19 protein-coding genes and 1 pseudogene are annotated in these 23,336 nt (G+C 58.7%); 15 read left to right on the top strand and 5 right to left on the bottom strand.

The window, feature by feature from the left end:
* The first annotated feature begins 205 nt into the window (after positions 1-205).
* The 3 genes from TX23_RS05510 (at position 206) to TX23_RS05500 (ending at position 3,915) form a co-directional block, all read left to right on the top strand.
* A complete protein-coding gene (locus tag TX23_RS05510) occupies positions 206-2,107 on the top strand; it encodes a potassium transporter Kup (protein WP_057701355.1) in 1,902 nt (633 codons plus the stop codon).
* A gap of 212 nt (positions 2,108-2,319) precedes the next feature.
* Positions 2,320-3,426 carry an NADH:flavin oxidoreductase/NADH oxidase gene (locus TX23_RS05505; protein WP_057701354.1) on the top strand — a complete coding sequence of 369 codons (1,107 nt, stop codon included), beginning with the start codon at positions 2,320-2,322 and terminating at the stop codon, positions 3,424-3,426.
* A 303-nt stretch (positions 3,427-3,729) separates the two neighbouring features.
* On the top strand, positions 3,730-3,915 hold the full coding sequence (locus tag TX23_RS05500; protein ID WP_005785481.1) for a hypothetical protein: 186 nt from the start codon (positions 3,730-3,732) through the stop codon (positions 3,913-3,915).
* Between the two features lie 53 nt (positions 3,916-3,968).
* Here TX23_RS05500 and TX23_RS05495 read toward each other — a convergent pair whose 3' ends face one another.
* Positions 3,969-5,594, bottom strand: a complete 1,626-nt coding sequence (locus TX23_RS05495; RefSeq protein WP_057701353.1) for a glucan biosynthesis protein D — start codon at positions 5,592-5,594, stop codon at positions 3,969-3,971.
* A 304-nt stretch (positions 5,595-5,898) separates the two neighbouring features.
* On the opposite strand from TX23_RS05495, the gene TX23_RS05490 reads away from it, so the two are divergent.
* The 8 genes from TX23_RS05490 to TX23_RS05455 all read left to right on the top strand — a co-directional run bounded on the left by TX23_RS05490 (position 5,899) and on the right by TX23_RS05455 (position 15,573).
* Positions 5,899-6,606 carry a tellurite resistance TerB family protein gene (locus TX23_RS05490; RefSeq protein ID WP_057701352.1) on the top strand — a complete coding sequence of 236 codons (708 nt, stop codon included), beginning with the start codon at positions 5,899-5,901 and terminating at the stop codon, positions 6,604-6,606.
* Positions 6,607-7,144: 538 nt separating this feature from the next.
* The gene (locus TX23_RS05485; RefSeq protein WP_057701351.1) at positions 7,145-8,767 is read left to right on the top strand and encodes a methyl-accepting chemotaxis protein; all 1,623 of its coding nucleotides are present in this window, start codon (positions 7,145-7,147) and stop codon (positions 8,765-8,767) included.
* Positions 8,767-9,279, top strand: a complete 513-nt coding sequence (locus TX23_RS05480; protein WP_057701350.1) for a chemotaxis protein CheW — start codon at positions 8,767-8,769, stop codon at positions 9,277-9,279. The genes TX23_RS05485 and TX23_RS05480 overlap by 1 nt, the downstream gene beginning before the upstream one ends.
* A complete protein-coding gene (locus tag TX23_RS05475; protein ID WP_057701349.1) occupies positions 9,276-10,538 on the top strand; it encodes a CheR family methyltransferase in 1,263 nt (420 codons plus the stop codon). The genes TX23_RS05480 and TX23_RS05475 overlap by 4 nt, the downstream gene beginning before the upstream one ends.
* Positions 10,535-11,236, top strand: coding sequence for a chemotaxis protein CheW (locus TX23_RS05470; RefSeq protein ID WP_057701348.1), 702 nt, complete (start codon positions 10,535-10,537; stop codon positions 11,234-11,236). Before TX23_RS05475 ends, TX23_RS05470 begins: the two co-directional genes overlap by 4 nt.
* On the top strand, positions 11,233-13,512 hold the full coding sequence (locus TX23_RS05465) for a hybrid sensor histidine kinase/response regulator (protein ID WP_057701347.1): 2,280 nt from the start codon (positions 11,233-11,235) through the stop codon (positions 13,510-13,512). Before TX23_RS05470 ends, TX23_RS05465 begins: the two co-directional genes overlap by 4 nt.
* Positions 13,509-14,519: a chemotaxis response regulator protein-glutamate methylesterase gene (gene cheB, locus TX23_RS05460; protein WP_057701346.1), complete on the top strand. Its 1,011-nt coding sequence runs from the start codon at positions 13,509-13,511 to the stop codon at positions 14,517-14,519. Before TX23_RS05465 ends, cheB begins: the two co-directional genes overlap by 4 nt.
* 52 nt (positions 14,520-14,571) lie before the next feature.
* Positions 14,572-15,573 carry a response regulator gene (locus TX23_RS05455; protein ID WP_057701345.1) on the top strand — a complete coding sequence of 334 codons (1,002 nt, stop codon included), beginning with the start codon at positions 14,572-14,574 and terminating at the stop codon, positions 15,571-15,573.
* A gap of 143 nt (positions 15,574-15,716) precedes the next feature.
* On the opposite strand, the gene TX23_RS05450 is transcribed toward TX23_RS05455, so the two are convergent.
* On the bottom strand, positions 15,717-15,971 hold the full coding sequence (locus TX23_RS05450; RefSeq protein WP_057701749.1) for a bacteriocin immunity protein: 255 nt from the start codon (positions 15,969-15,971) through the stop codon (positions 15,717-15,719).
* A 50-nt stretch (positions 15,972-16,021) separates the two neighbouring features.
* Here TX23_RS05450 and TX23_RS26885 point away from each other — a divergent pair.
* A pseudogene (locus TX23_RS26885) lies at positions 16,022-16,171 on the top strand (diguanylate cyclase domain-containing protein); the annotation flags it as partial.
* A gap of 141 nt (positions 16,172-16,312) precedes the next feature.
* Here TX23_RS26885 and TX23_RS05445 read toward each other — a convergent pair.
* The 3 genes from TX23_RS05445 to TX23_RS05435 form a co-directional block, all read right to left on the bottom strand.
* Complete coding sequence (locus TX23_RS05445; protein WP_057701344.1) at positions 16,313-16,579, bottom strand: bacteriocin immunity protein; 267 nt, start codon at positions 16,577-16,579, stop codon at positions 16,313-16,315.
* 219 nt (positions 16,580-16,798) lie between these two features.
* Positions 16,799-17,050, bottom strand: coding sequence for a bacteriocin immunity protein (locus TX23_RS05440; RefSeq protein WP_057701343.1), 252 nt, complete (start codon positions 17,048-17,050; stop codon positions 16,799-16,801).
* 2 nt (positions 17,051-17,052) lie between these two features.
* Positions 17,053-19,317 carry an S-type pyocin domain-containing protein gene (locus tag TX23_RS05435; protein ID WP_057701342.1) on the bottom strand — a complete coding sequence of 755 codons (2,265 nt, stop codon included), beginning with the start codon at positions 19,315-19,317 and terminating at the stop codon, positions 17,053-17,055.
* A 531-nt stretch (positions 19,318-19,848) separates the two neighbouring features.
* Here TX23_RS05435 and prfB point away from each other — a divergent pair.
* From prfB to TX23_RS05415, 3 genes are all read left to right on the top strand, one after another.
* Positions 19,849-20,944 (top strand): peptide chain release factor 2 gene (gene prfB / locus TX23_RS05425; protein WP_098465888.1). Its coding sequence is split into 2 segments (ribosomal slippage): positions 19,849-19,920 and positions 19,922-20,944, totalling 1,095 coding nucleotides; the frame shifts between segments, so codons are not numbered across the junction.
* Positions 20,945-21,023: 79 nt separating this feature from the next.
* Positions 21,024-22,526, top strand: coding sequence for a lysine--tRNA ligase (gene lysS, locus TX23_RS05420; protein WP_057701341.1), 1,503 nt, complete (start codon positions 21,024-21,026; stop codon positions 22,524-22,526).
* A gap of 84 nt (positions 22,527-22,610) precedes the next feature.
* Complete coding sequence (locus TX23_RS05415) at positions 22,611-23,327, top strand: TetR/AcrR family transcriptional regulator (protein ID WP_082629591.1); 717 nt, start codon at positions 22,611-22,613, stop codon at positions 23,325-23,327.
* The last annotated feature ends 9 nt before the right edge of the window (positions 23,328-23,336 follow it).

The raw sequence follows: 23,336 nt of genomic DNA, 5'->3' as shown, positions 1-23,336 counted from the left end.
GCGCAATTCTATCGGCGGGCAGCGCACTTGACCAGCTTTATGCAGGGAAATGCGACGAGTGCTGCGCTATGCTTTGCGCCGTTGCACACGGGTAATGCCCTTGGGTCAATAAAACGTCTGTTACGAGAAGTAAAACAGTACATGCTAGGGTCAGCTTAGTCGTGCTGTTTATAAAAGACCTCGGGTCAAAGGGCAGGAGTGGTTGATGGGTCAGGCAAGTAGTCAGGCAGCAGGTGCCGAGCATTCAAACGCCAAGCCGATTGGCATGTTGGTGGCGGCGGTCGGGGTGGTTTATGGCGATATCGGGACCAGCCCGCTCTACACCCTTAAAGAGGTGTTCAACGGCGGTTATGGCGTGCAGGTCAACCATGACGGTGTTCTGGGGATTTTGGCGCTGATCTTCTGGTCGCTGATCTGGGTGGTGTCGATCAAGTACATGTTGTTCGTGCTACGTGCCGACAACCAGGGCGAGGGCGGGATTATGGCGCTCACCGCGTTGGCGCGGCGGGCCGCCGGGGAACGCGCAAAATTGCGCAGTTTCCTGGTGGTGTGCGGCCTGTGTGGTGCGGCGCTCTTTTATGGCGACAGCATGATCACCCCGGCGATTTCGGTATTGTCGGCCATCGAAGGCCTGGAGCTGGCGTTCGACGGCCTGGAAAAATGGGTGGTGCCCATTGCGTTGATCGTGCTGGTGGCGCTGTTTCTGATTCAGAAGCACGGCACCGATCGTATCGGCAAGTTGTTCGGCCCGGTGATGGTCACCTGGTTCCTGGTGCTGGGCGGTCTGGGGGTATATGGCATCTTGCAGCAGCCCGAAGTATTGAACGCACTTAACCCGGCATGGGGCGTGCGTTTCTTTATGGTTCACCCCGGCATCGGCGTGGCGATTCTGGGCGCGGTGGTGCTGGCCTTGACCGGCGCCGAAGCGCTGTACGCCGACATGGGCCACTTCGGGCGCAAACCCATTGCCCGTGCCTGGTTCATCCTGGTGCTGCCGGCGCTGGTGCTCAACTATTTCGGCCAGGGCGCGATGCTGCTGGGCGATCCGGAGGCCGCGCGCAACCCGTTTTACCTGCTGGCGCCGAGCTGGGCGCTGATCCCGCTGGTGGGCTTGTCCACCCTGGCGACCGTGATCGCGTCCCAGGCGGTGATCTCAGGTGCGTTCTCGTTGACGCGCCAGGCGATCCAGTTGGGTTACATCCCGCGTATGCATATCCAGCACACTTCGAGTGCCGAGCAGGGCCAGATCTACATCGGCGCCGTGAACTGGTCGCTGATGGTGGGCGTGATCCTGCTGGTGCTGGGTTTCGAGTCCTCCGGCGCTCTGGCCTCGGCCTACGGTGTAGCGGTGACCGGCACCATGCTGATGACCACTATTTTGGTGTCGGCGGTCATGCTGTTGTTGTGGAAGTGGCCGCCGGTGCTGGCAGTGCCGGTGTTGCTCTGCTGCTTGCTGGTGGATGGTCTGTTCTTCGCCGCCAACGTGCCCAAGGTGATCCAGGGTGGCGCGTTCCCTGTGCTCGCGGGGATCGTGTTGTTCGTGTTGATGACCACCTGGAAGCGCGGCAAGCAATTGCTGGTCGAGCGCCTCGACGAGGGTGGGCTGCCGTTGCCGATCTTTATCGGCAGCATTCGCGTGCAGCCGCCCCATCGCGTACAGGGCACGGCGGTGTTTCTCACCGCCCGCCCGGATGCTGTGCCCCACGCGCTGTTGCATAACCTGCTGCACAACCAGGTGCTGCATGAGCAAGTGGTGCTGTTGACGGTGGTCTACGAAGACATTCCACGGGTGCCTGCCGCACGGCGTTTCGAGGTGGATTCCTACGGTGAGGGCTTCTTTCGCGTGATCCTGCACTTTGGCTTCACCGATGAGCCGGACGTGCCCGAAGCACTGAAGCTGTGCCATCTGGATGACCTGGATTTCAGCCCGATGCGCACCACCTATTTCCTCAGCCGCGAGACCGTGATTGCCTCGCGCATCAAGGGTATGGCGCGCTGGCGCGAAACCTTGTTTGCCTTCATGTTGAAGAATGCCAACGGCAACCTGCGCTTCTTCAAGTTGCCGGTAAACCGTGTGATCGAGCTGGGCACCCAGGTCGAAATGTAAGGCGCTGCATATCGGGAGCCGGCAATCGGCTCCCGCTTTCCTTTCTGAACCCTGTGCAATCGATGGTTGTCGACTAGGCTGGTAGGAGCGAGCTTGCTCGCGAAAAACGTCAACGATAACGCGTTAATCCTGGTTAAACGCTGCGCCTGTGCGGCCTTCGCGAGCAAGCTCGCTCCTACACAAATGCTTATGAAACCCACAAGAGGTGCGCCATGAGTCAGCTGCTCGAACCTTATACCCTGCGCCAATTGACCCTGCTCAATCGCATCGCGGTCTCGCCGATGTGCCAATATTCCAGCGACGACGGTCTGGCCAATGACTGGCACCTGGTGCATCTCGGCAGCCGAGCTGTGGGCGGCGCCGGGCTGATTTTCACCGAAGCCACCGCCGTGACGGCTGATGGGCGTATCACCGCCCAGGATCTGGGCCTGTGGAACGACGCCCAGATCGAACCGCTGCAGCGCATCACGCGCTTTATCGCGGCCCAGGGCGCGGTGGCGGGTATTCAACTGGCCCACGCCGGACGCAAGGCCAGCACCCACCGGCCCTGGATCGGCAAGCATGGCAGCGTCAAGCCGGAGGAGGGCGGCTGGGTGCCGGTGGGCCCTTCGCCAATTGCGTTTGACCCCAATCACACCCAGCCCAAGCAATTGGACGAAGGGCAGATCCAACAAGTGATCGCCGACTTTGTCGCCGCCGCCAAGCGCGCCTTGACCGCAGGCTTTGAAGTGGTGGAAATCCACGCCGCCCATGGCTACCTGCTGCATCAGTTTCTTTCGCCCATCAGCAACCAGCGTCAGGACCACTATGGTGGCTCGTTCGAAAACCGCATTCGCCTGGTGCTGGAGGTGACCAAGGCCGTGCGGGCCGCCTGGCCACAGGAATTGCCGCTGTTTGTGCGGGTATCGGCCACCGACTGGGTAGAAGATGGCTGGAACCCGGATGAAACCGTGGAACTGGCGCGCCGCCTGAAAGATTTGGGTGTTGACCTGATCGATGTCTCTTCCGGCGGCACCGCTGCCAACGCCGAGATTCCCACCGGCCCCGGCTACCAGACCCGCTTCGCCGAGCGCGTGCGCAAGGAGTCGGGCATTGCCACCGGCACGGTCGGCATGATTACCGAACCGGCCCAGGCCGAGCACATCCTGCGTACCTGCCAGGCCGACATCATCTTCCTGGCCCGTGAACTGCTGCGCGACCCGTACTGGCCGTTGCATGCCGACGATGACCTGGGCGGGCGCAAAGCTATCTGGCCGGCGCAGTACCAGCGGGCAACCCACCGGGACCAACCGATCCATGAGTCGGATCTGCGCGATTGACCCTACTCACCTCTGTGCCAAACCCACCCTGATACGGTGGGTTTTTTCATGCTCGCGTTGTAGGCGTTCCGCAGCCGACACCGGCTATCACGTGAGTAATGGCTGTAGGTTTTTATTACTGAAGCTATTTTTTTAAGTGAATACTCTAAAAAAATCCCACGTGTGACGAGATAGTTTCTAAGCTTAGGGTGAGCCTGGTTCCTGGCCCAGGGAGGCAGGCTGTTTGTCCACGAAAGCGTTGTACTTCGGGGAGTTTGGAAATGGGCACCAGGAGTATTTGACTGATAGCAGGAGTAGTGGTCCATGGCCAAATCCTATGGCGTAGCGGGTGCGATGGCTTCTTTTCTGAGCCGCCGGATGTCTTTGCGGGGTCGAAGGTTGAGTTCGGATGAAATGGAGTTGCTGGCCCAGTACCGGGCGCTGACCGAGAGCGATCAGGTGGCGATGCGGTATCTGATTGGCGCGATGAAAAGCGTGTCGCGGTTCTAAGCCACCTGTGATCATTCCCACGCTGCGGCGTGGGAATGATCAGGCGGTTAATTTCAGGTGTACTTGCGCTGCTCCGGTGCAGGCGGGAAGTACTGATAGAGCCAGGTTTCGCTCAGAGTGCGGTCCTGGGTCCGAATAAACAGACGCAGCTCAACCGGCTCCACGCTGTCGCTGGTGGGGTACCAGTCGAACAGGATGCGATAGCCCTTGATGTTATCCAGCACCAGCACGCTGAAATCCTTCACCTCACCCTGGGAACAGGTCACCACCGGCTCGATGCCAGTGCCCGCCGGCAAGCGATCCAGGCCGCCGCCCTTGAAATCTACGGCAAAACGCCGCGCCCACACCTTCGGGTAATGCTCGCCGGGTGCCCAGCCTTCGGTAAAACCACCCATGCCTGAGCGGGTCGCGTCGACCTGCGCCAACGGCGTGCTCACCGGTGGCAGTGCGCTCCAGTACAACTTGTAGCCATAGTTGAGCGAATCACCGGCGGCGACGGGCTTTTTCGGGGTCCAGAAGGCGACGATATTGTCCAGGGTTTCGCCGGTGGTAGGGATTTCCAACAGATCGATCGAGCCTTCGCCCCACGCAGTGGTAGGTTCAACCCACAGGCTTGGGCGCTTGCTGTACCAGTCAACGGTGTCCTGGTAGCTGGCGAATTCATGGTCGGTTTGCACCAGGCCGAAGCCTTTGGGGTCGGTGTCGGCAAACGCGTTGAATTGCAGCTTGGCCGGGTTGTTCAGTGGGCGGCAGACCCACTCGCCGTTGCCGCGCCACATGGCCAGGCGGTCCGAGTCGTGGATTTGCGGGTGGATGGTGTCGCACATGCGCCGCTCATGAGTGCCGCAGCTGAACATGCTGGTCATTGGGGCGATGCCCAATTGTTCGATGGCGGTGCGTGCATTGATGTGGGCGTCGATTGCCATCACCACCTGGTTGGCCTGGCAGTCGATATCGAAGCGGTAGGCGCCGGTTGCGCTTGGCGAGTCAAGCAGGGCGTAGACCACAAACCGGGTGGCATTCCTGTCCGGAGTTTCGAACCAGAACTGCGTAAAGTCGGGGAACTCCTCGCGTTTTTTCGCGTAGGTATCAATCGCCAGGCCACGGGCCGACAGGCCATATTGGCCGGTGGAATCCACCGCGCGAAAGTAGCTGGCGCCGAGAAACGACAGCACATCATGGCGGTCCAGCTCCGGCGCCTTGAACAGCTTGAAACCGGAAAAACCCAGGTCACCGGTCAGTTGCTGGGTGTCCACCGTGGTTTTTTCGTAGTTGAACAGCGAAGGGCGGAAGTGCACTTCGCGGGCCTCCCGGGTCTTGGGATCGACACTGTGCATGCGCACCGGCGTCTTGAAGCCCATGCCGACATGGAAGAACTGCACGTCCAGTTGGCCGTTCAGCTCCTTCCACAACGAATGGTTGGCGTCATAACCAATGGCATTGAAATTCTGCGGGGTCATGTTGGCCAGGGTGGGCGGCAGCACCTGCTTAGTGTCCTGATAGCCACGGGTGGCCAGTTGCTTGGCTTGCGCCTTGAGCGATTCGAAATCGAACGCCACGGCCTTGCCATCGGCGGCACGGTTCCCGGCCCAAGCCTGCGCGGCCAGCAGGCCACTGGCCGACAACCCTGTGTAAGCCGCAATGGCCATGGATGCTTTGAGCAAATTCCTGCGGTGCATAGAGACAACCTGTCGTGAGCAAATCCCGCGCCGTTCCTGGCACGTAACGGATCAGAAATAACGGTTCGGACATGCCTTCGGCCAAACGCAACGGACAATAAACAGACGCCGGATAGCTTAAGCGGTTCGATGAACAAGGCAAATTGATTGATGGCGGGATGATAGCTCTGCATGTGCAACAAGACATTTCCCGCTTGGCAGGTCAGCGTTACATCTGGAAGCACTCTAGATCACGGCTTTTTGGCACTTAGTCTTACGCTTGGGGCCTATTGGTCCTATGAACCCAAGTGTCTGGAGGCTACGAATGAATACCCGCGGATTGCTCGATCAGTTGCTCAAGTCTGGCCAGGATATGTTGCAAAACAAGGCAGGCGGCCAACGCAAATCCAACGACAAAAGCGCCCTTGGCGGTTTGCTCGGCGGCAGCGGGCTGGGCAGCATGCTCGGCGGTGCCGGCGGTGGTGCCCTGGCGGCAGGAGCCATGGGCTTGCTGCTGGGCAACAAAAAAGCGCGCAAATTCGGCGGCAAGGCCCTGACCTACGGCGGCCTGGCTGCATTAGGCGTGATTGCCTACAAAGCCTACGGCAACTGGCAAGCCCAGCAAGCCAGCGCCCCGCAAGCCGAGCCACAAACCATCGACCGCCTGCCACCGGCCCAGGTCGAACAACACAGCCAGGGCATCCTCAAGGCACTCGTTGCAGCGGCCAAGGCAGACGGCCATGTGGATGAGCGCGAACGCGCGTTGATCGAAGGCGAATTCACCAAGCTGGACAACGACCAGGAGCTGCAACACTGGCTGCACGCCGAACTCAACAAACCCCTGGACCCCACCGATGTTGCCCGCGCCGCCAGCACCCCGGAAATGGCCGCCGAAATGTACATCGCCAGCGTAATGCTGGTGGATGAGGAAAACTTCATGGAAAAAGCCTACCTGGACGAACTGGCGCGCCAACTGAAACTTGAACCCGGTTTAAAGCTGGAGCTGGAAAAGCAAGTGCGGCTCAACGCATAAGTAAGGCTATCGACGCAGCTCTACCCGCTAACCACGATGCGAAGCGAGCCGCTCTTGCTCTTGATCTGCTTTTGATCTTGATCTCAGGCGCCCCGTTAAACCACGCTGGCCGGAATTCGACAGGGATTTGGGGGGTAAACCGGCAGGGACGCCGGTTTAGCCGCCCCGCGCCATGGATGGCGCGTGGCGGCGGCCCCCCAAATTCATGGCGAATTACGGGCACACCGAGCCCAGGCGAGGTGCCGAGTGGTGGGGCAAGAGCCCTTTTGGTTACTTTTGGGGCTCTTTTCCAAAAGTGACCCGCTGTAAAAGCGGAACCCATAGCAGCCGTTACCCAAATAACGGATATGTACTCGGTCTCATCGGGAGCAAGCCCCCTCCCACATCTGCTCCACGCCCCCTCAGTTAGATCCCTATAGCTGCAGATGCCCCCATCCCACTTATGCATTCTGTGGCCCCTCCCTCAAAAGCGTTGATAAACCCGAGCATCCGCTCAGCTATACTCCCCTCCATTTGAATGCCCCTGCGAGGAATTACTGTGAAGAACTGGACCCTGCGCCAAAGGATTTTGGCGAGCTTTGCGGTAATCATCGCCATCATGCTGCTGATGGTAGTGCTCTCTTATTCACGCCTGCTGAAGATCGAAGCCAGCGAAAACTCCGTGCGCGACGACGCCGTGCCCGGCGTGTTTTTCAGCTCGATGATCCGCAGCGCCTGGGTCGACAGCTACCTGCAAACCCAGGAACTGGTAGGGATCCACGAAAACCAGGGCATTTCCGACGAAGACAGGCAGGACTACAAGTCATTCGAAGCGCGGCTTGAGCAGCACATGGCCAGTTACGCGAGCACGATCAATATCACCCAGGATCGCACCGAGTTCGATGCCTTCGAAAAACTGCACCAGAACTACAACGCTATTCTTGCCCAGGTCCTGGCGGCTCATCAGAGTAACAACCCGACCGAGGCACTGAGGCTGTTCAACGAGCAACTGACCCCCGCCTGGACCGCAGGCCGCATGAAGCTCAACGACATCATCAATGAGAACAAACAGGTCGCCGACAACGCCACCGCAGCCATCGATGATGCAGTAGCGGCGGCGAAGGTCAGCATGGGTGTCTCGCTGCTGCTGGCGATTCTCGCCGCGGCGCTGTGCGGCCTGTTGCTGATGCGCGCGATCATGGCGCCGATGCAACGTATCGTGCAGATCCTGGAAGTCATGCGCACCGGCGACCTGAGCAAGCGCCTGAACCTGGAGCGCAAGGACGAATTCAACGCGGTCGAAACCGGCTTCAATGACATGATGACCGAGCTGACTGCCCTGGTGTCCCAGGCGCAGCGTTCGTCGGTGCAGGTCACCACCTCGGTCACCGAGATTGCCGCGACCTCCAAGCAGCAGCAGGCCACCGCCACTGAAACAGCAGCTACCACCACCGAAATCGGCGCTACCTCCCGTGAAATCGCGGCCACGTCCAAAGACCTGGTGCGCACCATGACCGAAGTCTCCACCGCCGCCGATCAGGCTTCGGTGGCCGCCGGTTCCGGCCAGCAGGGCCTGGCACGTATGGAAGAGACCATGCACTCGGTGATGGGCGCCGCCGACCTGGTCAACGCCAAGCTGGCGATCCTCAATGAGAAGGCCGGCAACATCAACCAAGTGGTGGTCACCATCGTCAAGGTGGCCGACCAGACCAACCTGTTGTCGCTCAACGCCGCCATCGAAGCGGAGAAAGCCGGTGAATACGGACGCGGATTTGCCGTGGTGGCCACCGAAGTGCGCCGCCTGGCCGACCAGACTGCCGTGGCGACCTACGACATCGAGCAAATGGTGCGTGAGATTCAGTCAGCAGTGTCGGCGGGCGTAATGGGCATGGACAAGTTCTCCGAGGAAGTCCGCCGGGGCATGTCCGAAGTGCAGCAAGTGGGCGAGCAACTGTCGCAGATCATCCATCAGGTTCAGGCCTTGGCGCCGCGGGTGTTGATGGTCAACGAAGGGATGCAGGCTCAGGCCACCGGCGCTGAACAGATCAACCACGCGCTGGTGCAATTGGGCGATGCCAGCAGCCAGACCGTCGAATCCCTGCGCCAGGCCAGCTTTGCCATTGATGAACTGAGCCAGGTCGCAGTGGGTCTGCGCAGCGGCGTGTCGCGTTTCAAAGTCTGATGAGCGACCTCGCGGCTAAACGCGTCGCCGTCCCGGCAGCGAAAAAAGCATTGTTCCTGGTGTTCTGCATCGGCACCGAACGCTTTGCTCTCAAGGCCACCGAAGTGGCGGAGGTGTTGCCGCGCCTGCCGCTCAAACCCATCGCCCATGCGCCCCTGTGGGTGGCGGGTATCTTCGCCCATCGCGGCGCACTGGTGCCGGTAATCGATGTGAGTGCCCTGACGTTCGGCACCTCGGCCCAGGCCCGCACCAGCACGCGGCTGGTGTTGGTCAACTACCAGCCGCAGCCCTGGAGTGAAGCGCGTTGGCTGGGGCTGATCCTGGAGCAGGCCACCGACACCCTGCGTTGCGACCCCGCCGAGTTCCAACCTTATGGCGTGGACAACCAGCAGGCCCCCTACCTGGGGCCGGTACGCGAGGATGCCCAGGGCTTGATGCAATGGATTGGTGTTGCCCAGTTGCTGACCGCTGAAGTACGTGCCTTGCTGTTTTCCGCCGAGTTGAGCCTATGAGCAGTGACCCGCGTTTTTCGGCGTTCTTGAAAGAACGTATCGGCCTGGACGTTGCCTCGGTGGGCGAGGCGATCATCGAGCGTGCGGTGCGCCAGCGCTGCCAGTCCTCCCAGGCGCAGTCGACGCAGGATTACTGGCAGCTGTTGCAACATTCCCACGACGAGCAGCAGGCGCTGATCGAAGCGGTGATCGTTCCCGAGACCTGGTTTTTTCGCTACCCCGAGTCCTTCGCAACCTTGGCCCGCCTGGCCCAACTGCGCCTGGCCGAGATCAAGCAGATGCGCGCGCTGCGCATTCTCAGCCTGCCGTGTTCGACGGGTGAAGAGCCCTATTCGATTGCCATGGCCTTGTTGGATGCAGGCCTGGCGCCTCATCAGTTCAAGGTGCAGGGGATGGACGTCAGCCCGCTGTCGGTGGAACGCGCCCGGCGCGGCGTGTACGGCAAGAACTCGTTTCGCGGTGCCGATCTTGAGTTTCGCGACCGCCACTTCATTGAAGAGACCGGCGGTTACCGCATCGCCGACCGCGTGCGCGAGCAAGTGCGCCTGCAAGTGGGCAACTTGCTGGACCCGACACTGCTGGCCAACGAGCCAACCTACGATTTTGTGTTCTGCCGCAACCTGTTGATCTACTTTGACCAGCCAACCCAGAAGCAAGTTTTCGATGTACTCAAGGAGCTGACGCACGTAGACGGTGTGCTGTTTATCGGCCCGGCCGAGGGCAGCCTGCTGGGGCGTCATGGCATGCGTTCGATTGGCGTGCCGCAATCCTTTGCCTTCAGTCGGCACGTTGAGCAGGCGGCGCCGGTGTTCGTGCCGACGCCGGCGCCAATACCGCAGCGCAGCACGGCACCGATACCCCGCAAGCCGCGTCCGTTCAGCACGGTCAGTACGGTCAGCACTCAAGTGGCGCCGGTCAAGGTGCCCCACAGCGACGCGGCGGATTTGCTCGGTCAGATCGCCACCCTGGCCAATGAAGGCAAAAGTGCCGAAGCCCGGGCCGCCTGTGAGCGTTATTTAAGCAGCCACCCGCCGGTTGCCCAGGTGTTTTACTGGTTGGGTCTGCTCAGCGATGTGGCCGGCAGCGCCCTGGAGGCCCAGGGGTACTACCGAAAAGCCTTGTACCTGGAACCGCAGCATGCGCAGGCCTTGATGCACCTGGCCGCGTTACTCGAGTCTCAGGGCGACAGTGCGGGGGCGCGCCGGCTACAGGCTCGCGCCGCCCGTAGCGAGCGAGCACACAGTGAGTCCGAACGATGAACAGCCCTGACGCGCTCGACACCGCAGGCCTGGACCTGACGCTGACCGATACCCAAGCCATCGACGACTGTTGGAACCGTATCGGCATTCATGGCGACAGGTCCTGCCCATTGCTGGTCGAGCACATCCATTGCCGCAACTGCTCGGTGTATTCCGCCTCCGCTACGCGCCTGCTCGACCGCTATGCCCTGCAGCAGGATGATCAGCGCCCGCAGGCCGCCGCCGAAGCGGATAGCGAGGTGGTCACCCGTTCGCTGTTGATGTTCCGCCTCGGTGAAGAATGGCTTGGTATTGCCACCCGCTGCCTGGTGGAAGTGGCGCCATTGCAACCGATCCACTCCTTGCCGCACCAGCGTTCCCGTGCGCTTCTGGGGGTTGCCAACGTGCGGGGCGCGCTGGTGGCGTGCCTGTCGCTGGTGGAATTGCTGGGCCTGGACAGCACCAGCAGCGCGCCCTCAGGCGGGCGCATCATGCCGCGTATGTTGATCATCGCCGCCCAGGACGGCCCAGTGGTCGTGCCGGTGGATGAAGTGGATGGTATCCACGCCATCGATGAGCGCACCTTGAACGCGGCGTCGGCTTCCGGTACCCAGGCCAGCGCACGCTATACCCAAGGTGTGTTGCAGTTCAAAGGCCGCAGCCTGCGCTGGTTGGACGAAGCGCAATTGTTGTCCGCCGTGACCCGGAGCCTCGCATGACCCCCGACCAGATGCGTGATGCCTCACTGTTGGAGCTGTTCAGCCTGGAGGCCGATGCGCAAACCCAGGTATTGAGCACGGGCCTGCTGGCGCTGGAGCGTAACCCGACCCAGGCGGATCAACTCGAAGCCTGTATGCGTGCCGCACATTCGCTCAAGGGCGCGGCGCGGATTGTTGGGGTGGATGCCGGGGTCAGCGTGGCCCATGTCATGGAGGATTGCCTGGTCAGCGCCCAGGAAGGCCGTCTGTACCTGCAACCCGAACATATCGATGCGTTGCTGCAAGGCACTGACCTGCTGATGCGTATCGCCACGCCAGGCAACAGTGTGGGGCCGGTGGATATCCAGGCGTACGTGGCGTTGATGGAGCGTTTGCTCGACCCGGCACAGCCCCCCGCCGTACCTGCGCCAAAACCTGAGCCCGAGCCTGCCCCGGCGCCGTTCGTTGAGGTGTTGCCGCAAGAGCCAGAACTTGTACCGCCTGTCAGCAGTGAACCGCCGCGCCAGAACAAGCGCATGACCGAGGGGGGCGAGCGTGTGCTGCGGGTCACCGCCGAGCGCTTGAACAGCCTGTTGGACCTGTCGAGCAAATCCCTGGTGGAAACCCAGCGGCTCAAGCCTCACCTGGCCAGTATGCAACGCCTCAAGCGCATTCAAAGTAACAGCCTGCGCGCCCTCGACACTCTGGACGGTCACCTCAAGCACCTGGATTTGAATCTTGAGACTCAGGAAGCCCTGGCCGATACGCGCCGCTTGTTGAGCGAAGCCCAGACGCTGCTGGCGGATAAAAACGCCGAACTGGACGAGTACGCCTGGCAGGCCGGCCAGCGCGCCCAGGTGCTCTACGACACCGCGCTGGCCTGCCGCATGCGACCGTTTGCCGACGTACTGGCAGGGCAGGTGCGCATGGTGCGTGACCTCGGTCGCAGCCTGGGCAAGCAAGTGCGCCTGGAAATCGAGGGCGAAAAAACCCAGGTCGATCGAGACGTATTGGAAAAGCTCGAAGCACCGCTCACGCATTTACTGCGCAATGCCGTCGACCACGGCATCGAAATGCCCGAGCAGCGTGTACTGGCAGGCAAACCGGCGGAAGGCCTGATCCGCCTGCGCGCATCCCATCAGGCCGGGTTGCTGGTGCTGGAGTTGAGCGACGACGGCAACGGTGTCGACCTGGAGCGCCTGCGCGGCACCATTGTCGATCGGAATTTGTCGCCGGTGGAAACGGCCCTGCGCCTGAGCGAAGAGGAGCTGCTGACCTTCCTGTTCCTGCCGGGGTTCAGTCTGCGCGACAAGGTCACCGAGGTGTCCGGCCGTGGTGTTGGCCTGGATGCGGTGCAGCATATGGTCCGCCAATTGCGTGGCGCGGTGGTGCTGGAGCAGACGGCGGGGCAGGGTAGTCGCTTCCATCTGGAAGTGCCGTTGACCTTGTCAGTGGTGCGCAGCCTGGTGGTGGCAGTCGGCGAAGAAGCCTATGCCTTTCCCCTGGCGCATATCGAACGCATGTGCGACCTGGCCCCCGACGACATCGTGCAGTTGGAAGGCCGCCAGCACTTCTGGCATGAGGGTCGGCATGTTGGCCTGGTTGCCGCCAGCCAGTTGCTGCAGCGCCCGCCGGGGCAGACCCCGTCAGATACCTTGAAAGTGGTGGTGATCCGCGAGCGCGATGCCGTGTACGGGATTGCCGTAGAGCGTTTTATCGGCGAGCGCACCCTGGTGGTGTTGCCGCTGGATGATCGCCTGGGCAAGGTCCAGGACATTTCTGCTGGGGCCTTGCTCGATGATGGCTCGGTGGTATTGATTGTCGATGTCGAAGACATGCTGCGTTCGGTGGACAAATTGCTCAACACCGGCCGCCTGGAACGTATCGCCCGGCGCAGCCAGCAGGCCACCGAAGCGCCGCGCAAGCGCGTGCTGGTGGTGGACGACTCGCTGACGGTACGCGAGCTGCAACGCAAACTATTACTCAATCGCGGTTATGAAGTCGCTGTTGCGGTCGATGGCATGGATGGCTGGAACGCATTGCGCTCCGAGGACTTCGACCTGCTTATCACTGATATTGATATGCCTCGCATGGACGGTATTGAATTGGTCACACTTTTGCGCCGTGACAGTCGCCTGCAATCGTTGCCGGTGATGGTGGTTTCCTACAAGGATCGTGAAGAAGACCGCCGCCGTGGGCTCGACGCGGGCGCCGACTATTATTTAGCCAAAGCCAGTTTCCATGACGACGCCTTGCTCGACGCCGTGGTTGAACTGATTGGAGGCGCCCGGGCATGAGGATTGCGATCGTCAATGACATGCCCCTGGCCGTAGAGGCATTGCGCCGTGCCTTGAGTTACGAGCCCGCCCACGAGGTGGTGTGGGTAGCCAGCAATGGCCTGGAAGCGGTGCAGCGTTGCGCCGAGCTGACCCCGGACCTGATCCTGATGGACTTGATCATGCCGGTGATGGACGGCGTGGAAGCTACCCGCCAGATCATGGCCGACACGCCATGCCCGATCGTGATCGTCACCGTTGACCGCCAGGCCAACGTCAGCCGTGTATTCGAAGCCATGGGCCACGGCGCCCTGGATGTGGTGGACACCCCGGCACTGGGCGTGGGCAACCCCAAGGATGCGGCGGCGCCCCTGTTGCGCAAGATCCTCAATATTGGCTGGCTGATCGGCCAGCGCGGCACGCGGGTGCGTGCCGAAACCCCGCCGCAGCGGGTCACCGGCAAGCGTCAACGGCTGGTGGCGATTGGTTCTTCGGCCGGTGGGCCGGCGGCCCTGGAAGTTCTGCTCAAGGGTTTGCCCCGGGATTTCCCTGCCGCCATCGTGCTAGTGCAGCATGTGGACCAGGTGTTTGCCGCTGGCATGGCCGAGTGGCTGAGCAGCGCCTCAGGCTTGCCGGTGCGCCTGGCTTGTGAGGGCGAGCCGCCTCAGGCCGGGGTAGTATTGCTGGCTGGCACCAACCACCATATTCGCTTGTTGAAAAATGGCACGCTAGCCTATACCGCAGAGCCGGTGAACGAGATTTACCGGCCCTCCATAGACGTATTTTTCGAAAGCGTCGCCAGTTACTGGAACGGTGACGCCGTCGGCGTACTACTGACCGGCATGGGACGCGACGGGGCCCAGGGCCTCAAGTTAATGCGCGAACAAGGATATTTGACCATCGCCCAGGATCAGCAGAGCTCGGCGGTGTACGGCATGCCCAAAGCGGCGGCGGCGATTGATGCTGCTGTTGAAATTCGCCCACTGGATAGAATTGCGCCCCGATTGCTGGAGGTCTTTGCAAAATGATCAAAAATCTCCCGCCGTGCTGGCTTGCAGGTAGTAATTCAGGTGACTGCACATGAATGATTTACAGCTCGACGACTTCAAGACCGATGAGAACGCCGCCATGGTGCTGCTGGTCGACGATCAGGCCATGATCGGCGAAGCCGTGCGGCGCGGCTTGGCCCATGAAGAAAACATCGACTTCCACTTTTGCGCCGACCCGCACCAGGCGATTGCCCAGGCGATCCGCATCAAGCCGACGGTGATTCTGCAGGACCTGGTGATGCCCGGGCTTGATGGCCTGACCCTGGTGCGTGAATACCGCAATCACCCGGCGACCGCGAATATCCCGATCATCGTGCTGTCCACCAAGGAAGACCCGCTGATCAAGAGCGCGGCCTTTGCGGCCGGGGCCAACGATTACCTGGTCAAACTGCCGGACAACATCGAACTGGTGGCACGTATCCGCTATCACTCGCGCTCCTACATGACCCTGTTGCAGCGCGACGCGGCCTACCGTGCACTGCGCGTCAGCCAGCAACAGCTGCTCGATACCAACCTGGTGCTACAACGCCTGATGAACTCCGACGGCCTGACCGGGCTGTCCAACCGCCGCCACTTCGACGAATACCTGGAGCTGGAATGGCGCCGCGCCATGCGTGACCAGACCCAACTGTCGCTGTTGATGATCGATGTGGATTTCTTCAAGACCTACAACGACAGCTTCGGCCACGTCGAGGGCGACGAAGCCTTGCGCAAAGTCGCCGCCACCATTCGCGATGCCAGCAGTCGCCCTTCGGACTTGCCGGCGCGCTATGGTGGTGAAGAGTTTGCGCTGGTCCTGCCCAACACCTCGCCGGGCGGTGCGCGCCTGGTGGCAGAAAAACTGCGCATGGCGGTGGCGGCGTTGAAAATCCCGCACATAGCCCCGGCTGAAGGTGCCAGCCTGACCATCAGTATTGGGCTGTCGACATTGACGCCGGTCCAAGGTACGGACTGCCGGCAGTTGATCATGGCGGCGGACAAGGGCTTGTACACGGCCAAGCATAATGGGCGTAATCAGGTTGGTATCGAGTAATTAGAGGCCAATTCTAATGTGAGAGGGGGGCTTCCCCCTTGCACTCCTGAGTTTCGTACTCATCCAAATTGATTACATATGAAAGTTTTTGAGCTAAGAAATCTGCCATCGTTGTAGAGCCGATGGCAGGGGGCAGGGCGGCGTTATTCTATTCTGAATCCAGACTTGCCATTATTCGCCCGCCACTCTTTGACCTCTTTTACAATGCCTTCTGGGCTGTCCTCTCTGTCATCTCTTGGGTAGTAGATTAGATCTGCTCCGTCCGGGTGCTCCGTCAGGCGTTCAAACTCGAAAACCATTTCAATGTCTTCTTCTTCGGTGCGAACGCTGCTGTCACAAAGAGAGATTACAAAGCTTAAAAACTCGCTTTCTGTGTACTCGGAAATTGATATTTTCATCTTAATTACCTTTGCCGTGAATACGCTTGTTAAGTTTTGGAGCATCAGCCCCGGCTGAAGGTGCCAGCCTGACCATCAGTATTGGGCTGTCGACGTTGACGCTGGTCCAGGGTACGGACTGCCGGCAATTGATCATGGCGGCGGACGAGGGACTGTACACGGCCAAGCATAATGGGCGTAATCAGGTTGGTATCGAATGATCTGAGGGCTGTATACCAATTCAAATGTGGGAGGGTGGCCCCTCACATATTTAAACTTCAGAGTTTTTCATGGTTTAGTAAAAAACTTAGGCGCGTTGAGTAAAAACGCCGCTCTTAATATCAGTTTAATGGCCGTATTTATTATGGTTCAACCTTAAATCCAGGCTTGTTATTGGTGGCGCGCCAGGTTTCAATTTTTTCAGTTATAGCTTCAATTGTACTTTCTGCGTCAGATGCGGCGTAATAAATAAGATCTGTTCCTGCCGGGTGTTCAGTGATTAACTCGAAGTGTTGTAAAAGCTCATCTAGTCGCTCATCGGTTGGAGCGGTGTTTTCCTTGAGTATTTCTTGCATGAGTAGTAGGAACTCATCTTTTGTATACTCGGAAAAGCTTTGTTTGAGTTTCATTGTTCGGCTCCTTTATTGTGAAGTTCCATGTGACGTTTAGGGGTTAGTAGGTGTAGATTTTCAGCATTATGATTCTGACCGCCCATCGGCAGCCGTCTTCGAACTCATTCGAATCGGCAGGTCGATTGTGCTGTTGACTGCCGAGGTTACCGTTGACTTGTTGAGTGAAATAAGAAGTCTGCCATCGTTGTGGAAACGATGGCAGGTGATAGGACGGCGTTATTCAATTCTGAAACCAGGCTTGCCATTATTCGCGCGCCACTCTTTAACTTCTTTTACTACAAATTCAGGTCCATCTTTTTCAGGCTCCGGATAAAATATTAGATCTGAACCAGAAGGGTGTTCGGTTAACGCTTCAAATTTTAAAATTGCATCGGTGTGCTCTTTTTCTGTGGCGTAGTCGTCGTTATAGATTTTCACAACCAAGTTTAAAAACTCACGCTCCGTCATCTCGCTCATTAATGTGCCCATTTTTAGGAACCTCTGTGAATGTCGATATGCTTTTTTGGCGTTAGAATCACGATATTGTCGATGCCGTATACTTCACCGTCAGTAGACACATATTTTTTATGATGAAGCTCAAACCGTATCCGTTTACCCACTGCTTCACTTTTTTTAACAATCGGCGAACGTCCATTTTTCATGGTGGCTAACTCACTAGGTGCAAAATGCTGAGCCAACTCTGAATCTGTAGACACTGCTTTCCAGAAAGCCTCACGAAATGCCTTGAAATTTTTAAACTGCTGGCCTCTCAACTGATCAGCGATTTGCGATGGAATGGGGGCGCCGTCGTCTGTGGTCGCTGCTCCAAGCCAGTTGCCAAACACAGGTTGGCCCATCCCGGTAGCAACTCCCGGATCCTCCCGCCTATCCCTGAACATCACATAGATAGGAGGCAACCCGGAATCTATAGGGAATACGGTTATAAAGTCATCAAAACGTGACTCACGGACTCCTGGAAACGAATCAACTCTGCCAGCAACCGGCGTCACCGTAGCTCCAACGTAAACAGGCGGTTCAGGCTGGTCAACGGGCAGAGTTGTTGAGCTATCCCCGGGGGCAACGATAGGTGTCCAGACCAACGTCCTGGGTGGGACGTCACTTGTCGTGACGGTGTACACCTTCCGCGCTGGATCGTAGGTCGCGGCAACCACCTTGACCTTGGAAGGCACGCTTGTACCGTCGGCAATGACCACAAACACTTCGGAGCGTCCATCCTCCGCCGTCTTTGAACTCATTCGCACTGGCAGGTCGATTGTGCCATTGAGTGCGGTGGTGAGCGTTGACTCGTTGACGTCTGGCAAAAACGTTGAAACCGGGGTACCGAGTGCGTAACGCTCCGCCAGTTCTCCGTTTGCAAGCTTGGGTGAATAGACCAGAGCTGAAACACCGACAAGTAAGCCGCCTGCCGTGCTTGCGACCAACTCCGTCAATGCGGCCACTGCTGACCGAATGGCAGCTTGCAGCGTGATGGTAATCCCTTCTGCTGTAGCGATAGTCCCGACTGAGGTCATGACTATCGCTTGAGTCGCAGAAGCAGTGCCCGACAGTCGATAGGTATTGGCTACTCGTACCGCTTCAATACGCGCCTGGGCCGTTGCTATCTGCTGCGCACGTTCCGCGAGGTCGCTGATTGCATTGGAGGCGTTGGCAAGAAACCGCGCGGACTCTGACTTCAGCACAAAATCATGGTGGCTGAGCCATCTCACCCCAAGAGCGGTGTTCTGCTGCAGATAAATAAGCTGTTTGAGTCCCTCAAGCTCGGGTTTGCTCAGTGGCGGTGTAACCTGTGGGTTGGCTGCGGGATAGTAAATCATCAACCCGTTCCGGTTTATGGCTAACGGTGGGTCAATAGGTTTGATCGCAGCCATCGTTTCTTCGATCATTTTGTCCAGCGTGTTTTTGTAAAGCATGAGGGTCTGGTCGGGTGTCAATCCAACGACCGAACCGGCAAGAGAGGCGAGTTCCACCTGCAGGTATTCCGGCAGCAACTGCACCTGAATTTCCAACTCATCGGCAATGGCCTTCAGATACTCATTGTGTAAATTTGCCCAGCCAGGATCATGTTCGGCTAAATTGGCCTCCAGTGTTTGCCGAGCCTTTGCCAACCCTGAAAGTTTTTTAGTCAGAATGTCTATGGAGCGCGAGAGAGCCTTGAGTTCTTGTGCGGCCCTCCAGACGTTGTCGTAAAGTGTGTAGGCATCGCCCAGATTGTTTATCGGGTCAGAAGAGGCAAGTGTTTCACGTAGCTTTGTATAAGTTAAGTTTTCCATCAGGTAAAAAGGGCTTTGATCATAGAGCCCATAGATGAGCGGTGCAGTACTGGCGTATTTGGATTTTTTCGCGTCGATGATTTCAAATGCGATTTTTTGATCGAGAATGGCTGAGGCTGTCTCTGTGAGTGCCTGTGAAGCTTTCGCGGCTTGCTGTTTCTCTGCGAGTTCGCCTTCAGTTTCAGTAGTGAGGGTTGCGAACCGTGCGCTGTACTCCGCGTCAATCAAGGATTGATTGTACTTTTGCTCTCCAATGAAATCGGCGGTGGTGCTAGGGAAATCAAATTGCTTGAAGCGGCTACGGTCTCCTTCACCTCGACGTGGCCCTTCTTGAAGGCCCCAGCCATCTCCACTTCCTACGTAACCTCCGCCTTCACCACCCCAATAAGTGTTTCGTCTCCCGGCGGTAATTATCGTCGGTTTGAGTTCTAAAGGTTGTCCTGGCTGCCACCCTTGTTGTGCCATAGGGCCTCTCCATTTTTGTGAGAGTGATCGTTAGAAGTTTCTGCGTCCTGAAGAAAAAGTTCAGGCGCTTTGATCGAACTTATTTGAGAAGGAGGAAATAAAAAACTGATGGCGTTTTGATTTGATTTTATGCGTGTAGGAGCCTTTGTAAGATGGTTCTGAAACTGATGTATTTATATTCTTGTATGTTTGTGACTTGAGTCTTGGGATGATTTGGCTAGCAACCTAATTGTTTGTTTTTATTGGAGTGGGTTGGTTTGTGGTCTTTTAGGCAGGCTCTGATTTGGATTTTCAAATTATTTGCATAAACAGATGAGCGGTCTGGTTTTAGCGAGTAGTAGGTCGGGTTTTCTAACGCGCGGCATCGTCAACCTATAGGAAATGCTGTGATGGTCGCGTGTCTGTCACTGAAGCAAGCGTGATGAGAGGGAAGCGCTGTCTTGGCAGAATCGACCAAGCGGGCTGCCGTTTCCAGCCGTTTGCCGTTATACTCACCGGCTTTCAAAAGTTCGCCAACGAGTGCTGCCCGCCATGGAAATCAACCCGATCCTTAACACCATCAAGGACCTGTCCGAGCGCTCCGAAACTATTCGGGGGTATCTTTGACTACGATCAAAAGCATGAGCGTCTGACCGAGGTCAATCGCGAGCTTGAAGATCCGAGTGTCTGGAACAAACCTGAATACGCCCAGGAACTGGGGCGCGAGCGCGCGGCGCTGGCGCAGATCGTCGACACCCTCGACGAGCTGAACACCGGTCTGGCCGACTGCCGTGACCTGCTGGACATGGCTGTCGAAGAGAATGACGAAGGCGCAGTGGGCGATGTCGTCGCCGAGCTGGCCCGTCTTGAGGAAAACCTCGCCAAGCTTGAATTCCGCCGTATGTTCAGCCATGAAATGGACCCGAACAACGCCTACCTGGATATCCAGGCCGGTTCCGGCGGCACCGAGGCCCAGGACTGGGCCAACATCCTGCTGCGCATGTACCTGCGCTGGGCCGACAAACGCGGTTTCGATGCGACCATCATGGAACTGTCTGCCGGTGAAGTCGCCGGTATCAAAGGCGCGACCGTACACATCAAGGGCGAATACGCCTTTGGCTGGCTGCGCACCGAGATCGGCGTGCACCGCTTGGTGCGCAAGAGCCCGTTCGACTCCGGCAACCGTCGCCACACCTCATTCTCTGCGGTGTTCGTCTCGCCAGAGATCGACGACAAGGTGGAAATCGAGATCAACCCGGCTGACCTGCGCATCGACACCTACCGTTCCTCCGGTGCTGGTGGTCAGCACGTAAACACCACCGACTCGGCTGTACGTATCACCCACGTACCGACCAACACCGTGGTCAGCTGCCAGAACGAACGTTCCCAGCACGCCAACAAGGACACCGCCATGAAAATGCTGCGGGCCAAGTTGTACGAGCAGGAAATGCAGAAGCGCAACGCCGCTTCCCAGGCGCTGGAAGACACCAAGTCGGATATCGGCTGGGGTCATCAGATCCGTTCGTATGTATTGGATGCCTCGCGGATCAAGGATCTGCGCACCAATATCGAACGCAGCGACTGCGACAAGGTACTCGACGGTGATATCGACGAATACCTGGAAGCCAGCCTGAAGTCCGGCCTCTAATACCCTCTGTGGGAGCGGGCTTGCCCGCGATCCCCCGCCGAAGGCTGGGGGCAACGAACCTGATGGAATATTTAAAGACATGAGCGACCAACAACTCGATCCGCAAGCCCTGCAACAGGAAGAAAACTCCCTGATCGCCCTGCGCAAGGAAAAGCTTGCTGCCGAGCGCGCCAAGGGTAACGCCTTCCCCAACGACTTCCGCCGCGACAACTACTGCGATGCCTTGCAGAAACAGTACGCGGACAAGACCAAGGAAGAGCTGGCAGAAGCGGCGATCCCGGTCAAGGTGGCAGGTCGCATCATGCTCAACCGTGGCTCGTTCATGGTGATTCAGGACATGACCGGGCGTATCCAGGTCTACGTCAACCGTAAAACCCTCTCGGAAGAAACCCTGGCCTCGGTGAAGACCTGGGACATGGGCGACATCATCGCAGCCGAAGGCACCCTGGCTCGTTCCGGCAAGGGCGACCTGTACGTCGAGATGACCAACGTGCGCCTGCTGACCAAGTCCCTGCGCCCGCTGCCGGACAAGCACCACGGCCTGACCGACACCGAGCAGCGCTATCGTCAGCGTTACGTTGACCTGATCGTCAACGAAGACGTACGCCAGACCTTCCGTGTGCGTTCCCAAGTCATCGCCCACATCCGCAGCTTCCTGATGCAGCGTGACTTCCTGGAAGTGGAAACGCCGATGCTGCAAACCATCCCCGGTGGTGCCGCAGCCAAGCCGTTCGAAACCCACCACAACGCGCTGGACATGGAAATGTTCCTGCGTATCGCGCCGGAGCTGTACCTCAAGCGCCTGGTGGTCGGCGGGTTTGAAAAGGTGTTCGAGATCAACCGCAACTTCCGCAACGAAGGCGTCTCGACCCGTCACAACCCTGAATTCACCATGTTGGAGTTCTACCAGGCCTACGCCGACTACGAAGACAACATGGACTTGACCGAAGAACTGTTCCGTGAGCTGGCGCAGCTTGTTCTCGGCACTACCGACGTACCGTACGGCGACAAGGTGTTCCACTTCGGCGAGCCGTTCGTGCGTCTGTCGGTGTTCGACTCGATCCTCAAGTACAACCCTGAGCTGACCGCTGACGACCTGAATGACATCGACAAGGCTCGTGCCATCGCCAAGAAAGCCGGCGCCAAGGTGCTGGGCTTCGAAGGCCTGGGCAAATTGCAGGTGATGATTTTCGAAGAGCTGGTTGAGCACAAGCTGGAACAGCCGCACTTCATTACCCAGTACCCGTTCGAAGTGTCGCCGCTGGCGCGTCGCAACGACGACAACCCGAACGTCACTGACCGTTTCGAGCTGTTCATCGGCGGTCGCGAAATCGCCAACGCCTACTCCGAGCTTAACGACGCGGAAGATCAGGCCGAGCGGTTCATGGCCCAGGTGGCCGACAAGGACGCCGGTGATGACGAAGCCATGCACTACGACGCCGACTTCGTACGTGCCCTGGAATACGGCATGCCGCCGACCGCCGGTGAAGGCATCGGCATCGACCGCCTGGTGATGTTGTTGACCAACTCGCCGTCGATCCGCGATGTGATCCTGTTCCCGCACATGCGGCCACAAGCGTAACCGTTGCGAAATCCGAAGCCGCCTTTTATAAGGCGGCTTTTTTATGTGGCGTATTCCAGTGGCACCTTTAAAGGAAGAAGTGTGGTGAACCGCGTAATGGCTCAAGAAGGTGCCGCCGGCATTGCTGCTGCCGTGGCTGAAAGCGTTCAGTACCAGGGCCGCAAGGCCAGTCGACGGGGCAGCGAGCAACGCCGGCAAGACATTCTCGATGCGGCCATGCGTATTGTCGTGCGCGATGGCGTGCGTGCGGTCCGTCACCGTGCAGTGGCGGCAGAGGCGGGGGTGCCGCTATCAGCCACCACCTATTACTTCAAAGACATCGACGACCTGCTCACCGACACCTTCGCCCAGTACGTGGAACGAAGCGCTGCGTTCATGGGCAAGCTGTGGGTGCGCAACGAAGGCCTGTTGCGCGAGATGGTCGCCTATGGCGACGGCAGCCCGCAGTCGCGCTCGCAACTGGCCGATGATATCGCGCGGCTGACCGCCGATTACGTGCTGCGCCAACTCACCAATCGCCGCGAATACCTGATGGCCGAGCAGGCGTTTCGCCAGGAAGCCCTGCTGAACCCGCGCCTGGCCGAACTGGTGCGCTCCCATCAACAGATTTTGTTGCAGGGCACCGGGCAGTTTTTCCAGGTATTGGGCTCCCGTGAGCCGCAGCAGGATGCCAAGGTGTTGACGGCTATCATCAGTCGGATGGAATATCAGGGCCTGTTGGGCGGCGCAGAGCCTCTGACCGGTGAAGAGATGCTTGAAATCCTCAAGCGCTACATGCACCTGGTATTGGCTTCGGTCTGACAGCGTTTG

Origin of the sequence: Pseudomonas paralactis (assembly GCF_001439735.1) — a bacterium.
Lineage (GTDB): Bacteria > Pseudomonadota > Gammaproteobacteria > Pseudomonadales > Pseudomonadaceae > Aquipseudomonas > Aquipseudomonas paralactis.
Note: the sequence above shows the minus strand (reverse complement) of the source record. Positions and strands in the feature narration are given on the sequence as shown.

Coding starts and splice junctions, on each gene's coding strand:
- TX23_RS05510 (WP_057701355.1), top strand. CDS start 206: ATGGGTCAGGCAAGTAGTCAGGCAGCAGGTGCCGAGCATTCAAACGCC.
- TX23_RS05505 (WP_057701354.1), top strand. CDS start 2,320: ATGAGTCAGCTGCTCGAACCTTATACCCTGCGCCAATTGACCCTGCTC.
- TX23_RS05500 (WP_005785481.1), top strand. CDS start 3,730: ATGGCCAAATCCTATGGCGTAGCGGGTGCGATGGCTTCTTTTCTGAGC.
- TX23_RS05495 (WP_057701353.1), bottom strand. CDS start 5,594: ATGCACCGCAGGAATTTGCTCAAAGCATCCATGGCCATTGCGGCTTAC.
- TX23_RS05490 (WP_057701352.1), top strand. CDS start 5,899: ATGAATACCCGCGGATTGCTCGATCAGTTGCTCAAGTCTGGCCAGGAT.
- TX23_RS05480 (WP_057701350.1), top strand. CDS start 8,767: ATGAGCGACCTCGCGGCTAAACGCGTCGCCGTCCCGGCAGCGAAAAAA.
- TX23_RS05475 (WP_057701349.1), top strand. CDS start 9,276: ATGAGCAGTGACCCGCGTTTTTCGGCGTTCTTGAAAGAACGTATCGGC.
- TX23_RS05470 (WP_057701348.1), top strand. CDS start 10,535: ATGAACAGCCCTGACGCGCTCGACACCGCAGGCCTGGACCTGACGCTG.
- TX23_RS05465 (WP_057701347.1), top strand. CDS start 11,233: ATGACCCCCGACCAGATGCGTGATGCCTCACTGTTGGAGCTGTTCAGC.
- cheB (WP_057701346.1), top strand. CDS start 13,509: ATGAGGATTGCGATCGTCAATGACATGCCCCTGGCCGTAGAGGCATTG.
- TX23_RS05455 (WP_057701345.1), top strand. CDS start 14,572: ATGAATGATTTACAGCTCGACGACTTCAAGACCGATGAGAACGCCGCC.
- TX23_RS05450 (WP_057701749.1), bottom strand. CDS start 15,971: ATGAAAATATCAATTTCCGAGTACACAGAAAGCGAGTTTTTAAGCTTT.
- TX23_RS05445 (WP_057701344.1), bottom strand. CDS start 16,579: ATGAAACTCAAACAAAGCTTTTCCGAGTATACAAAAGATGAGTTCCTA.
- TX23_RS05440 (WP_057701343.1), bottom strand. CDS start 17,050: ATGGGCACATTAATGAGCGAGATGACGGAGCGTGAGTTTTTAAACTTG.
- TX23_RS05435 (WP_057701342.1), bottom strand. CDS start 19,317: ATGGCACAACAAGGGTGGCAGCCAGGACAACCTTTAGAACTCAAACCG.
- lysS (WP_057701341.1), top strand. CDS start 21,024: ATGAGCGACCAACAACTCGATCCGCAAGCCCTGCAACAGGAAGAAAAC.